At 45.7% G+C, this 15,267-nt stretch carries 11 protein-coding genes; all 11 read left to right on the forward strand.

The genetic code is table 11. The features are described 5' to 3' along the window. The first annotated feature begins 27 nt into the window (after positions 1-27). The 11 genes from BGP75_RS16605 (at position 28) to BGP75_RS16655 (ending at position 15,263) form a co-directional block, all read left to right on the forward strand. Positions 28-2,043, forward strand: coding sequence for a copper resistance system multicopper oxidase (locus BGP75_RS16605; protein WP_076719947.1), 2,016 nt, complete (start codon positions 28-30; stop codon positions 2,041-2,043). 10 nt (positions 2,044-2,053) lie between these two features. Further along, the gene (locus BGP75_RS16610) at positions 2,054-2,758 is read left to right on the forward strand and encodes a copper resistance protein B (RefSeq protein WP_076719948.1); all 705 of its coding nucleotides are present in this window, start codon (positions 2,054-2,056) and stop codon (positions 2,756-2,758) included. A gap of 433 nt (positions 2,759-3,191) precedes the next feature. Next, the gene (locus BGP75_RS16615; RefSeq protein WP_076719949.1) at positions 3,192-3,551 is read left to right on the forward strand and encodes a hypothetical protein; all 360 of its coding nucleotides are present in this window, start codon (positions 3,192-3,194) and stop codon (positions 3,549-3,551) included. 53 nt (positions 3,552-3,604) lie between these two features. After that, positions 3,605-4,879, forward strand: a complete 1,275-nt coding sequence (locus tag BGP75_RS16620) for a TolC family protein (RefSeq protein ID WP_076719950.1) — start codon at positions 3,605-3,607, stop codon at positions 4,877-4,879. Positions 4,880-4,907: 28 nt separating this feature from the next. Further along, positions 4,908-6,521, forward strand: coding sequence for an efflux RND transporter periplasmic adaptor subunit (locus BGP75_RS16625; protein ID WP_076719951.1), 1,614 nt, complete (start codon positions 4,908-4,910; stop codon positions 6,519-6,521). After that, on the forward strand, positions 6,518-9,631 hold the full coding sequence (locus BGP75_RS16630; protein WP_076719952.1) for an efflux RND transporter permease subunit: 3,114 nt from the start codon (positions 6,518-6,520) through the stop codon (positions 9,629-9,631). Before BGP75_RS16625 ends, BGP75_RS16630 begins: the two co-directional genes overlap by 4 nt. Before the next feature lie 52 nt (positions 9,632-9,683). After that, a complete protein-coding gene (locus BGP75_RS16635) occupies positions 9,684-10,382 on the forward strand; it encodes a response regulator transcription factor (RefSeq protein WP_076719953.1) in 699 nt (232 codons plus the stop codon). 553 nt (positions 10,383-10,935) lie between these two features. Then, positions 10,936-11,958 carry an adenylate/guanylate cyclase domain-containing protein gene (locus BGP75_RS16645; protein WP_076719955.1) on the forward strand — a complete coding sequence of 341 codons (1,023 nt, stop codon included), beginning with the start codon at positions 10,936-10,938 and terminating at the stop codon, positions 11,956-11,958. Between the two features lie 418 nt (positions 11,959-12,376). Beyond that, a complete protein-coding gene (locus tag BGP75_RS16650) occupies positions 12,377-13,606 on the forward strand; it encodes a hypothetical protein (RefSeq protein ID WP_076719956.1) in 1,230 nt (409 codons plus the stop codon). Positions 13,607-13,618: 12 nt separating this feature from the next. Further along, positions 13,619-13,786, forward strand: coding sequence for a hypothetical protein (locus BGP75_RS27075; protein WP_158070129.1), 168 nt, complete (start codon positions 13,619-13,621; stop codon positions 13,784-13,786). A 241-nt stretch (positions 13,787-14,027) separates the two neighbouring features. Beyond that, positions 14,028-15,263 (forward strand): alginate export family protein, encoded by a 1,236-nt coding sequence (locus BGP75_RS16655; RefSeq protein WP_083704878.1) that lies wholly within the window; start codon positions 14,028-14,030, stop codon positions 15,261-15,263. Positions 15,264-15,267 lie beyond the last annotated feature (4 nt).

The following is a 15,267-nucleotide window of genomic DNA, read 5'->3' on the forward strand; positions in this document are numbered from 1 at the left end:
AGGGACTCTGTCTTAGAGGAAATTGAAATGTACAAAAAAGAACAACCGCTAAATCTATCGCAGCTTCTTCCAAGGCGACAATTTGTCAAAGGGCTTGCACTGGGTGGAGTTGTAGCGGGACTGGGGATACGGGCAGGGGGGCTGATAGCTGCCCCTCGCATCGGCTCCGCTATGTCGCAACTCCAGGGAAACCGGTTCGATCTGACGATTGATCAGCAGGCCGTAAATTTAACCGGCACACCGGCTATGGCCACCACTGTTAACCAATCACTTCCTGCTCCTGTGTTGCGAATGAAGGAAGGGGAACGGGTGACGATCAATGTGACTAACTTATTGTCTGAATCCAGTTCCATACACTGGCATGGTTTGATTTTGCCCTACAAGATGGACGGTGTGCCAGGCATAGCCTTCCCTGGAATAGCACCGGGTGAAACCTTTCGTTATAGCTTCGATCTTGTTCAGTCTGGGACCTATTGGTACCACAGTCACTCTGGTTATCAAGAGCAAACGGGAGTCTACGGGGCGATTGTTGTCGATCCCAAAGAGCCGGAGCCTTTCTCTTACGATCGAGACTATGTGGTGATGCTTTCGGACTGGTCAGATGAGGATCCGTCAAAAGTCTATGCAAAACTCAAGAAGATGAGTGATTACTACAACTTCAGCGAGCGCACGGTAGCTGAAGCTTGGCGGGAGATTAAGGAACGGGGTGTCGGCGAAACCTGGCGAGCCCGGGAAATGTGGAACAAGATGCGGATGAGCGATCGGGATATTTCCGATGTCACCGGATATACCTACACCTTCTTGATGAATGGTCAAACTCCTTCCGAGGGCTGGAAAGGCCTGTTTAGAAAGGGAGAAAAGGTCAGGTTACGGTTTATCAACAGTGCTGCCATGACGTTCTTCGACGTCCGCATACCGGGGCTGAAAATGACCGTAGTAGCAGCAGATGGACAGTACGTAGAACCGGTTTCTGTCGATGAATTCCGCATCGGTGTTGCCGAAACCTTTGATGTGATTGTCGAGCCCAGTGATGACCGTGCCTATACTTTGTTTGCTCAGGCAATGGATCGCTCGGGATATGCCCGGGGTACATTGACCCCCGACTATAGTCTTGAGGCTCAGGTACCGGAATTAGATCCAATGCCGATCTTGTCCCATGGGGATATGGGAATGTCGATGGATAATATGGAGGGTATGGGTCACTCAATGGCGTCGATGAAGGGCATGGAGCACCCTAAAGATCAGATGCAGGGCATGAATCACTCGATGGCCTCGATGAAGGGCATGGAGCACCCTAAAGATCAGATGCAGGGCATGAGTCACTCGATGACCTCGATGAAAGGCATGGAGCACCCCAAAGATCAGATGCAGGGCATGAATCACTCGATGGCCTCGATGAAGGGCATGGAGCACCCTAAAGATCAGATGCAGGGCATGAATCACTCGATGACCTCGATGAAAGACATGGAGCACTCCATGGGGCAGATGCCAGGAGCGTCAAAAATCAGTCCTGCTACAGATTCTAAACCGCTGATTCATGCCGCAACCGAATATGGTCCCCATGTTGATTCTCGCGCTGATAATCCTCAATATCGATTGTCCGATCCGGGCGTTGGCTTGCGAGGCAACGGTCGCAGAGTTCTCTCCTACGCGGATTTACGGAATCTGACGCCGACTGTTGATAGGCGAGAACCGTCAAGGGAGATTGACCTGCATCTGACCGGCAATATGGCGCGTTATATGTGGTCAATCAATGGAGTCAAGTATTCGGAGGCTGATCCGATACGCCTCAAATACGGTGAGCGGGTCAGGATTAATTTTGTTAACGATACGATGATGAACCATCCGATGCATCTCCACGGTATGTGGAGTGAACTTGAAACGGGAGATAATCGTTATCTACCACGCAAGCACACCATTGTGGTCCAGCCGGGTGCACGAATCAGTTATCAGGTGACGGCGGACGCCATGGGGCAGTGGGCGTTCCATTGCCATCTTATTTACCACATGGCCGGTATGTTCCGCGAAGTGCATGTGAGTTGAGGAGAACTAGATGAATAAAAAATGGGTACCCCCATTACTGTTGCTAAGTGGTCTTGGGCAAACAGCCTTTGCTGCGGAATCTGACGATCCCTTGCTGTTCTCCTTGCAGTTTGATGAGCTGGAAATCCGCGATGCCGAAGACAATGAGCCGTTTGCATGGGACGTTCAGGGTTGGTTAGGCTACGATTTGGATAAGTTTTATTTCAAAACCGAAGGTGAGCGTGCGGACGGCGAAACAGAATCTTCTGAACTTCAGTTGTTGTACAGCAAAGCGGTAGCTCCTTTCTGGGATATGCAAATAGGTCTTCGACAAGACTTCAGTCCAGGTGATAGTCAGAGCTGGGTTGTCTTTGGAGTACAGGGGTTAGCACCCTACTTCTTCGAAGTCGATACTGCTTTGTTTATCGGGGAATCCGGGCAAACCGGATTACGACTGTCTGCAGAGTATGAGCTTCTGTTGACTCAGAAGTTAATTTTATCACCGAGCCTAGAGGTCAATCTTTATGGCAAAAATGATCAGGAGCGGGGAATCGGATCTGGACTGTCTGATTTAGAGGCGGGGTTGCGTCTGCGCTATGAAATTAAGCGCGAGTTTGCTCCTTATATCGGCCTGAACTGGGAAAAGAAATACGGTGATACTGCCGACTTTGCTTCGGAAGACGGAGAGTCCAGCGATGACTTACAAGTGGTTTTGGGAGTGAAGGCCTGGTTCTGATGCAGGTTTGGGAGGGAGAGAATCCTCTCTCTCCTGGCACAACGCTTAAAATGGAGTGATTACAGGTCACTGCACTGAGCAGATAATTAAACTTGGTTCCCTAATGGTAAACCAGAAGTATCGAAGAGGTAGGAGGTGTTGGTGGACGTTAATTTTATATTACTTCAAAGTATTAATAACTAGAGTAGAGTGAGTTCTCGTTTGTTTATGGAATATTTTCATGTCTTGGTCTTTTTATTTACTGAATGATTCAGGTTGAGTTTTGACTTCGGTTTTTGCTTGTTTTATAAACTTTATTTCGTGCTTAGTGAAATATTAATACATAATGAAAATTGGATGATAAACATTAAAATTCTGTTGTTCGGTTTGTTATTTGTGTTATTTGGTTGTGATAAAATATTTATTCACGCTTATATATAATTTAAGTGATATTATGAATTTCTCTCAGAAAGTAAAAAGCACCATAGCTCGCTTGCTAACCATTTGGTTACTTGTGATCTGTGTGCTTCCCTGCTTTGATGTGAGAGATTATTTTGATGAAAACCAATTACTTTCAATTGGTTATAATGAATTTGTTGAGTCTTCTAGCTTAGATGATTGCGATGCTACTCAGGATAAATGCAGTTCAGAAAGTAACTATTTTCTAGATATTGTAGTAAAAATTGCGGCCTCTCTAGTAGCCGTTTTATTCATTCCAATGATTTCTGTTTCTCGGATTTCGAAAATATACTTGTCATTATTTAGACAACCTGCAACTCGTTATCATGTCATTTATTGTTCTTGGTTAAATTAGATTTGTATTTACGGAAATATCTAAATATTTAAAAATCTATAGCCAGGTGAATTATGTACACTAATCACAGGATTGGACTGTGTGGACTTTTATTGTCCGTTGTTTTTATCAGTAGCTCTGTTCAAGCGAAGGTCGATGATACTGCGCTTACTTTAATAGAAGCTCAGTACCTTGCTCTTCAGAATGAGCCAGGGATCCAAGCCAGACTACTTCGAGCTAGGGCTCTTATCGATCAAAGTGTAGCTGATTCGCAATTGCCAGACCCTAAACTCATTTTGGGTATTCAAAATCTGCCGACAGATAGCTTTGATCTTGATCAGGAAGCCATGACCCAGCTACGCCTGGGTATACGGCAGCAGATTCCTCGAGGAGACTCACTATCAATAAAAGGAGATATTGGCAGAACCAAATCGGCAGTTTGGAGACTGGAATCAGAGATTCGTCGTCGTAAAGTGAAGCTTGATGTCGGTATGCTCTGGCTTGATTCCGCTTATTGGCAGGAATACATCCAAACTCTTGATCAGGACCGCTATTTGTTCGAGCAATTAATAGAGGTAACGGAGTCTCTTTACAGCCTAGGCCGTAAAGATCAGGAGGATGTACTACGAGCTCAGTTGGAGCTCAGTAAGCTGGAGCAAAAAAGGTTAATCGCCTCCGAAAATATCAATGTAAGCCATGACAGTTTGTCGCAGTGGATTGGGGTAACCCAGGCTCAGCGCCCGACTGCCACTATGTATTCAACCCGCCGTAAAGATCTGCAAAGGACCACTAAGGGAATACATGCTCTTGAAAAACACCCAGAGGTTCTCAGACTTTCTTCTGAATTGCAGATCTCTCGTGATCGTATAAAGCTGGCCGAAGAAGCTTATAAGCCTCAGTTTGGAGTTGAGCTTGGTTACGGGTTTCGGGCTGATGGTGATACGGATCGAAGTAATCTGATGTCAGCAATGGTAACGCTGGATATGCCGCTGTTTTCTGGTAACCGACAGGATCGACGTCTCTCCGCAGAGCAATACCGAGCCTTAGCCGTCGAGGAAGAGCGTCAGGCGTTGATGCGAAAATTACAGGCGAAAACGACCTCTCTCCGTAGCCGTTGGGCATTTCTAGATCAACAGATCGAACACTATAAGACTTCACTGTTACCGCAAGCGGAACAGCAAGCAGAAGCGGCTCTTTCTGCTTATCAATCTGATGTTGGCGACTTTGCCGATGTGATGCAAGGCTACATTACGGTACTCAATACCAAGCTGGAATTTCTACGTGTTTCTGTCGAGAAAAACCGCGTTGGAGAACAACTGAGCTACTACTTGCCAGTCACCGCAATATAACGATTCAACGAATAGGAAACAAAGTGGAATGAAAATATGGTTGATAACAATTCCAGCTATGGTGATCGCCTTTTCCGGCGGAATTGTCCTGAATGACAGAGAATGGCATTCAGAAGTAGCTAGTGAGCCTAAAGTGGCAGAAGCACCACTTTATTGGCGGGCACCCATGAATCCGAATTTTAGAAGCGACAAACCCGGCAAATCTCCAATGGGTATGGATCTAATACCGGTATACGCAGCGGAACAACAAAAACAGCAAGAAGCTGGAATCGTCACTATAACCCCGGCTGTTGAAAACAACCTGGGTGTAAGAACGGCGGAGGTTAAACGCGGCCAGTTGGTCCAACAGATAGAAACAGTGGGTTATGTGGGTTATGACGAAAATAAACTGACGCAGGTGAATACTCGAGTTGATGGATGGATAGAAAAACTCTACGTAACGGCTGAGGGAGATCCAGTAAAGCGGGGGCAGCGGTTGTTTGAGCTGTACTCGCCGACACTGGTTAACGCACAGGAAGAATACCTCGCTGCATTAAAAAGTAGAAACAAAGGATTGTTAAGGGCATCGAAAGCTAGGTTGTCAGCTTTGGGGATTTCTGCGAAGGCTGTTCAGCGATTAGAGCAGACTTTGAAGGTCAAACAGCGCATTAGTATTTATGCACCACAGGATGGCTACGTTGCCAACCTGAATGTCCGACAAGGGATGTATATCAAACCCAGTGTGACCGTTATGAAGCTAGTGCAATTGGACAGCGTTTGGGTTATGGCCGAAGTCTTTGAGCGACAGGCTGGTTGGTTAAAGGAAGGACAACCTGCAACGATGACACTGGACTACCTGGCGGGACGTGAATGGTTGGGCAAGGTAGATTATGTCTATCCAACACTCGATAGCAAAACACGGACGTTGCGAGTACGCATCCGGTTTGAAAACAATGATGGCATGCTCAAGCCGAACATGTTCACACGTATAGCCATACAAAGCCGCGGTAAGGACAATATTCTGATGATTCCTCGTGAAGCTGTGATTAGAACAGGAAACCAGAATCGCGTAGTCAAGGCTTTGGGAGAGGGGCGGTTTAAGTCGGTTCGCGTAAAAACGGGTCTGGAGACGCCCGAACATATGGAAATCTTGCGCGGGCTGAGAGCTGGCGAACAGATAGTTACTTCTGCGCAGTTTCTTATTGATTCTGAGTCTAGCGTAACCAGGGATTTTGAACGGATGAATTTTGATGATGGTCAGCAGAAGGTCGTGATCGTCGAAGGTCGTGTTAATACGGTCATGGTCGAACACCGAATGTTGACAGTAGCCCATCAGCCGGTGGATATCTGGCAATGGCCGTCGATGACGATGAATTTCACTGTTGATACCAACGTAGATCTTGCTTTGATCAGTGAGGGTGACGAGCTTAGGTTTGAGCTTCGGGATATGGGGGAGCAGAAATACCAGATCTCCAAAATTCTGGATCATCGCCACGAAGAAAAGTCGGCGGCCGCGCACCAGCACGAAAGCGCAACTGACTACCCGGCACCGGATACGGTTTCTAGTAGGAATCTGGAGGGTAGTCATACCGGCATGTTGATGGGTTCAGATAGCTCCGAAGCCGCTCCTACTCATTCGTCTATGCAGGGGGGGAGCAAATGATTACGAATGTCATTCGTTGGTCACTAAATAATCGTTTTCTGGTGTTACTGGCGTCAGTGTTCATTCTGGCTTTGGGGCTCTATTCGATTCGGCAGACCCCAATCGATGCGATCCCGGATCTCTCTGATGTTCAGGTGATTGTCAAAACCTCGTATCCGGGACAGGCTCCTCAGGTGGTAGAGGATCAAGTGACCTATCCTCTGACCACCGCTATGCTGTCGGTGCCTGGGGCTGTGACCGTACGGGGCTATTCTTTCTTTGGTGACTCCTACGTTTACATTATCTTCGAAGAGGGAACAGACCTTTATTGGGCCCGGTCGCGGGTATTGGAATACCTCAGCCAAGTGGCTGGCAGTTTACCAACGGAAGCACGGCCTAAATTGGGACCGGATGCCACCGGGGTTGGATGGGTCTATGGTTATGCGCTTGTGGATCGTAGCGGAAATCAGGATCTTGCTTCGTTACGCAGTTTGCAGGATTGGTTTCTCAAGTATGAGCTGCAATCGGTGCCCGGAGTTTCAGAAATTGCCACCATTGGCGGAATGGTTCGCCAGTATCAGGTGATTGTCGACCCAGAAAAACTGAGAGCTTATGATATTCCACTCAGCCATATTCAAAATGCCATCAAACGTGCCAATCAGGAGTCGGGTGCTTCTGTTGTTGAAATGGCTGAAGCCGAATATATGGTTCGGGCAACCGGCTATCTCCAAGGTAAAGATGATCTGCGTGAGGTCCCCTTAGGACTGAATATCAACGGTACTCCGCTGATGTTGACTGATGTTGCTGACATAGTGGAAGGGCCGCAGATGCGCAGAGGCATTGCGGAGCTTTCCGGTGAAGGGGAGGTGGTTGGTGCCTATGTGGTAATGCGTTTCGGTGAAAACGCGCAGAAAACCATTGAGGCGGTAAAAAATAAGCTGGAAATTCTGAAGAGCAGTTTGCCAGAAGGGGTGGAGATAGTTACTACCTACGATCGCTCTTCGTTGATTACTCGGGCAGTCAATAACCTCTACGAAAAACTGCTGGAAGAGTTTCTCGTCGTGGCGCTGATTTGTGCGCTGTTTCTGTTCCATATTCGTTCTTCGCTGGTGGTGATTGTCAGTCTGCCGATAGGCATATTGGTTGCGTTTATTGTCATGTACCAGCAGGGGTTGAACGCTAACATCATGTCCCTGGGAGGTATCGCTATTGCGATTGGTGCCATGGTGGATGGTGCCATCGTAATGATAGAAAACGTCCATAAGCATATGGAGCGCACTCCATTAACTGACGAGAATCGCTGGCAGGTGATTTTTGAGGCCACTAAGGAGGTTGGTGCCCCTCTGTTTTTCTCTCTGCTAATCATTACTTTGAGCTTTCTGCCGGTTTTCACCTTGGAGGCCCAGGAAGGTAAATTATTTGCTCCACTGGCGTTCACTAAAACTTATGCCATGGCGGCGTCTGCCGGGTTGGCGATTACATTGGTGCCGGTGCTGATGGGCTATTTCATTCGTGGAAAAGTGCTGCCTGAACACAAAAATCCGTTGAATCGTTTGATTTCTGCGCTCTATCGGCCCGTCATCGGGGCGGCATTGCGTTTTCCGAAGGCCACAGTGGTGTTAGCGGTTGTGATACTTGTCGGAGGTCTCTGGCCGATTGACAAACTGGGTAGCGAGTTTATGCCGCCATTAGACGAAGGCGATCTGATGTATATGCCTAGTGCCTATCCCGGAATCTCTATTGGTAAGGCTCGTGAACTGTTGCAACAAACGGACAAGCTAATTGCAACCTTACCGGAGGTGAAAACGGTGTTCGGGAAGATCGGTCGAGCTGACAGCGCAACCGATCCAGCGCCCTTGACTATGGTTGAGACTGTCATTCAGTTGAAACCGCGCTCTGAATGGCGTGAAGGGTTGACGCCTGAAAAGCTGCGGGAAGAGCTTAATAGTCTGATCCAGTTTCCCGGTATTACAAACGCCTGGGTGATGCCGATCAAGACCCGGATCGACATGCTGGCAACGGGTATTAAAACGCCGGTAGGAATCAAAGTGTCGGGTCCTGATCTCAAACAACTGGAGAAGATTGGCAAGCGTTTGGAAGAAATCATAAAGGATATTCCGGGAACCACTTCCGTTTATTCCGAGCGAGTGGCTGGTGGTCGTTATATCAAGGTGGATATTGATCGCAATCGAGCAGCTCGCTATGGGCTCAATATTCAGGATATCCAGATGGTGGTCAAAACTGCTATCGGTGGAATGGATGTCACCCAGACAGTAGAAGGTCTTGAGCGTTATCCTGTCAATGTGCGTTATCCGCAGGCTTATCGTGATTCTCTAGAGAAATTGCGATTGTTGCCCGTCGTAACAATAAGTGGCCAAAAGATCGCCCTGGCAGATGTTGCAGATATCTATATCGAGAACGGACCACCCGCTATTAAGAGTGAAAATGCTCGTCTAAATGGTTGGACTTACGTTGACATCGGGGGAGTTGATCTTGGCTCCTACGTCCTCACGGCGCAACAGGCGGTGGCTGACCAGCTTGAGTTACCGGCGGGTTATGCCTTGGCTTGGTCAGGACAATATGAATATATGATGCGTGCCAAAGAGAGGCTGATGGTGGTGGTCCCTCTAACCCTGCTGATCATCATATTGCTGCTTTACCTTAATTTTCGCAGTCTGGTTGAAGTCCTGATCATTATGGGAACACTGCCTTTTGCGCTGATTGGCGGTATTTGGCTGATGTATCTCTATGGTTTTCAGATGTCTGTAGCCGTGGGTGTCGGGTTTATCGCTCTGGCCGGTGTGACCGTAGAGATTGGTGTGCTAATGCTGGTGTACCTGAATCAGTCGTGGCAGCTGTGTTTGCAACACAGCCAAGGGCCGTTAACTCGACAAGACATTATTAGTGCCGTTCGTGATGGTGCTGAGCAGCGGGTACGTCCGATCATGATGACCGTTGCGGCGATTGTCGCTGGTCTTCTACCGATCATGCTTGGAACAGGTACGGGATCGGAGGTGATGCAGCGGATTGCAGGGCCTATGATCGGAGGCATGCTTAGTTCAGTGGTACTTACGTTGATCGTTATCCCTGCGTTATTTCTACTTTGGAAAAACAGGCAGTTGACCGATTAACATGTAAAACAAAGGCTGTCGTTTTGTCGGCAGACTTTTGGAGGAATCATTCATGAGAATCTTATGGATTGAATCGGATGCTGTTTTTAGCAAGCAACAAGCAAAACGATTATCCGGATACGACTACTTTGTCGACACAGTAATTGATGAGCAAAAAGCAGTTGGCCAGGCGAGAGAAGGGCGTTATGAGCTGGCCGTTTATGACTTGTCGTTCCAAAAGGAAGTTTCCTGGGAGCTAATCAAAAGTTTATTGGAATTTGATATCCCAGTGGTTTTAATCATCGACAGAAAAGATACACAACTGCAGATAAATGCCGTTGAACAGGGGGTGGAAGAGATTATTTTACGACCGGTTCGGGGAGAAGATCTGGTTGCTCGATTACGTGCCGTTATTCGCCATCGCGTTCAGATCAGTCATCACCGACTAGAAAGCAGCGGATTGATTCTGGACGAAAGTCGTTATGAGGTTATTGATGAACGGCAACGGATCATCGCTTTAACTCGCACTGAGTTGGTCCTTTTGCGATTTCTGATGACCAATTCTGATAAGGCCGTATCAAAAGAAGTGTTGCTTAAAGTGCTGTATCAAAGTGGCCAAGAACGGGTTAGCAATGTGGTTGAAGTTTATATTCGCATGTTGCGTAAAAAATTGGGACGTGATCGAATTCGCACAGTGTGGGGGAGGGGATATTTGCTTTGTGCAGGTGGGAGTACGGAATTGAAAGTTTCTGATACTCTTATTGATGATTGACCTATTGATGTAGAGCATTTCCTGTCGGAAATGAAGTATTTCGGGTTCAGGTTTAGCTGAACCCGATTCCCTTGTTCGTAGGTTCCCTAACTTTATAGCTGAACTTAATGGGGGATTTTTGTTTTTTATATTTAAGTAGTAAGGCTGTATTCTTGAATTCTTGATCCGATACAGACCCTTCTTTTAAAACAGGGATACAGGTTAATTCCGCTGCCTTTAGGGTCAAATACTCCTGTACCGTATACAGTTCAAGCTCTCCGATACCTTCTGATAAACTAAGCAGTATAATTTTCATGAATTTTACGAAATTTGTTTTTATGTTTTATTATGGTTTTTACGTGTCTTTAATAATGTGAATTTTTTTCTACTAAATATTATTTAGTACTGAATGAAAAATTAAAAACGTGGCGGTAGTTGTTATTAAACACTTGAGGTGGAGAGTATGATTTAGTACTTTGGTTTCATGGATGTAGTTGGTAGTTGGTAAGATAGTGGTCAAGAATTAGGTGGACTTAAGGTGATCAATAATCAAACAAGTCTTAGATGTTTATTGATGAATATAGATCTGAATATTTTGTTATCAAATGTAACTGCAGAAAAATTTGTTCTGGCTTTTATTTTCAGTATTCTTTTTGGTTTTGGTTATTCCGTCCTGGTGTCAGAAAGGATTATATTTGGGGTTGTAAATGGTGCATTTCTCGGGGTTGGAGTTTTTTTATTCGAGTCTATGTCAGAATGTAGTAAGTATATAAAGAGAATTAAACAAGGTCCATTGTTATCGTATATGGCCTTTCAGTCCTTTGTTTGGACGTTGATAGTAGGATTAAGTTTATGGATATCTCACAGTTTACTTAGGGCTCTTGATGTTAGTCTTATCAATGAGTTACAGGATAAGCACTTTCTACGGCATCTGCTTTTCTGCTTTTTTGTCGTGTTGGTTATTAACTATCAAATAAGGCTTGCGCAATTTTTTGGATATCGAGTGCTAACGAACATACTTTTAGGACGATATAACAATCCTAAACATGAAAATAAAATATTCATGTTTATGGATATTAAAGATTCCACTCGCTTAACTGAGACGATTGGTGATTACGCTGCTCAAAATATGATATCAAGTTTCTTCTTTGATATATCTTCAATTATTGTTCGAAATGGTGGTGAGATCCATCGCTATATTGGTGATGAGGTGGTTGTTATCTGGGACTACAATGAGCATGGAATTAATGTGGATTACCTTCGTTGCCTTTCTGACATTAATGATTATGTTAATTCGAAGAAAAGCTATTATCAGAAAAAATACGGGGCTTTCCCTGAATATCGTGTAGGAATGCATGCAGGTAAAGTCATTGCGAGTGAAGTAGGGGATCATAAACGTGAAATTGTCTACTTCGGAGACACGATAAATACAGCGTCAAGAATTCAGAAAGCCTGTAAAGAGGTAGAGAAGGATTTTTTGATATCCAAAGAATTGTTGAATAGGTCACAGATTCCAAGTGATATGTGTTCTCAATATATCGGTCGTCTCCCACTTGCGGGAAAGAAGAGCTTGTTGGATGTTTTTTCACTGAGTTGATTGATGACTTGTTTAAAATTTTTAATTTATTAAGGAGGTTTTTATAAGAATAGACTGTTCGTAAATAAGCTCTGATAGGCTTGTTGATTATTGAATTCCCCTTCAAGTCGTTTGTCTATTGGATCTTTTTTGTGGCTTTGGTACTTGGACTTAACACAAAAATTATTAATCTATTTTTAGTAATGACAGAATCCTTCAATCTGTTAGAAAATAATATAGATAGTCATTTTTTGATGAAAATCTATTTGTGCTGGGTTTAAGTATCGAAGCCCTTTTCTAAATAAATTTAGCAGTATTCTTACCGCTATGTATTAAAAAATTACTGGGAATTTGGCGACTGTTATATTCGCCGAATAGAGTTGCTTCATGCCAAAAAAACGTCGAGCAATTCTTTCGACTAAACATTGAGGAAGTTTTAATGAAAAAACGTGCTATTTCTCTCGCCATCGCCCTCGCCGGATCGGTGGTGTCAGGACAGACAGTATTGGCCAACGAGGTTGGCGATCTAAAAATTCAGATTGACGAGCTTCAGAAGCGCTTGGAAATGGTGGAACAAGCTGATGAAAAGGTGGTGAAGTCCAAGAAAAAAGGCGTAACGGTACAGATTTCCGGCCAGGTAAACCGAGGTATACAGTTGGCGGACGATGGAGTCGAGAATTACACGAACTTCGTCGACAGCGACAACTCCTCAACCCGAGTTCGCTTTATTGCTGATGCTCCTCTGACTGATGCCCTGTCTCTGGGGGCCGCGATAGAGATGCAGGTCGAATCAAATAGCACGTTTAATATGAATCAGACTAACTCAGAAAGTAGTTCTGGGTCGGGAACTGCCTCCTTTACTGAGCGCCGTTTGGAAGTGATGTTGACTCATAAGGATTTGGGTAAACTCTGGTTGGGCCAGGGTTGGAGCGCTTCCGATGGTACGGCCGAGTCTGATCTATCGGGTACGGCTTTGGCAGCGTCCAGTTTCCAGGGGCATGCTGCGGGATTTTATTTCCGCGATGCGGCTGGAAATGTGGCCAGCGATGATGCTGGTGATGGCACTATAGACAGCGTCTACTACCTGGGTGACAGTTTTGACGGTTTAAGTCGGACTGACCGTTTGCGTTACGACACCCCTTCCTTTGGCGGTTTTTCCTTGGCAACCAGTTTAGCGCAGGGCGATCGTTGGGACTTGGCGGCTCGGTATAACGGCAAGGTAGGGGGCAGCAAGATAAGCGCTTCCTTGGGCTACGCCGATGCTGAAAGCAATGATAGCTCTGGTTATGATAGCTCCCTATCGGGCTCTGTCTCTGTTCTCTTCCCCAGTGGTTTTAACGTCACTTTGGCGTCTAGCTCCAAAGACCTGCGTGAGGGTTCTGCGCTGGCCAATAACAATGCCGATCCACAGTTCTACTATACCAAACTGGGCTACCAAGCAGATCTCTTCAGTATCGGTAAAACGTCGTTCTCAGTTGACTATGTTTTGGGTGATGAACAACAGGAAGCTGGCGAGGAAATGAAAGGTTACGGTTTCCAGGCGGTGCAAAAAATCCAGCAATACGGTACGGAGCTTTATTTCGCACTGAGTCGTTATGATCGTGAAAGTATGGATACTGAATATCAATCATTGACTGTCGGGATGCTGGGTGCACGCGTCAAGTTCTAAGAGCTTAAGGTAATGATGAAGCTAATTTCCCGAATGACAATGCTGCTTGTTTTGTTGTTTTTTTTGTTGGCGTGCGCCAGCCCAGGAGAGGTCCCCGATACTGCTCCTCCTGGCGATGAAATTCCTGAGGGACCGGGCATATTGACCGGAGAAAAGGGAGCCTGGGAAATAACTTTCTGATCTCAGTAAGACGTAAAGTCGCTTCAACCACGGCAGCGGAACCCGCTTCCAATGCCGTTTTTCTGATCATATCGGTTCATATTATCGATATGTTTTTATCTAGGAAGCTTGGCTAGATTACCGATGAAGGGCGATCCAGATCTATGTTGTGATCATCAATGTCCCTGCTGAAAATCTAATAACAATATTACTAATACGCTGGTTGGCGGAGGACCTCATTATATTCTTCAGGAATAAACCTATGTACAAGACCATCAAAAACTCGACCGGTTTCAAAGTAACGATACTCTCCGTTAATACTCTGTTGACGCTCAGTATTGGCGCTGTAGAGGCTGCGGTAGCAGGAAACTCTGTTAAGGAGGGGACTCATAAGCAGGTATCGACTTTAACCGAAGCTTTACGACAGGGGACGCCAACTCTCAACTTTCGTTACCGGTTTGAAAATGTCGATCAGAACGGTATTGCAAATGATGCCAATGCATCGACGCTGAGGACGCGATTGAGTTACCAGACGTTACCTTTCCAGGGCTTCAGTGGTCTGGTTGAAATGGATAATGTGACTGAAATACACAGCGGAGACTACAACGATACCTTTAATGGGCAAACCAGTTCACCGGTTGTTGCTGACCCCACTTATACGGAGGTTAATCAAGCTTACCTTGACTTTAATACCACAGATACGCTATTTCGCTTTGGTCGTCAGCGAGTGAACCTGGATAACCAACGTTTTATCGGAGGTGTGGGGTGGCGTCAGAATGAACAAACCTATGATGCGTTTTCGATTATTAACCAAACTATTCCAGATACCACTGTACTGATCTCCAACGTTACCAACGTAAATACTATCCTGGGTACAAATGTCAATGGTAATGATCACCAGTTAATTCATATCAACAACAAAAGTTTACCTGCACTTAATATCAGTGCTTACGGTTATCTTCTCAATGACTTCAGTGATACCTATGGCATTCGTATGAGTAACGGTAAAGCAGGAACACTCGGTGGTCTGCTGTATACCTTGGAGTACGCTCATCAGAAGGCTGATTCTCCAGTGGCCAATAAAGCTGAATACATGTTGATGGAAGCAGGCATCAATCTGTCAGGAATCACCGCTAAACTGAGTTACGAAGTTCTTGGGTCTGATTCGTCCAATTATGGCTTTCAGACGCCGCTCGCCACCAAACACGCTTTTAGTGGCTGGGCGGACAAGTTTCTAACAACTCCTGATAGCGGTTTGGTTGATCGCTATTTGACTCTGTCTACGGCGCAATTTGGTCCTCAGCTAAAACTGGTGTACCACGATTTTGAAAGTGATGACACAGGTACGGACTTAGGCGATGAGATCGATTTCTCTATCGGCAAAAAGATCGATGATAACTACAGTATGTTGTTGAAGTTTGCCCGCTACCGGGCTGGCGATGACAATTCTATCAAGGACACAGATAAGCTTTGGTTCATGATGGGAGCCAGTTTCTAAGGAA

Source organism: Motiliproteus sp. MSK22-1 (assembly GCF_001968815.1).
Lineage (GTDB): Bacteria > Pseudomonadota > Gammaproteobacteria > Pseudomonadales > Balneatricaceae > Motiliproteus.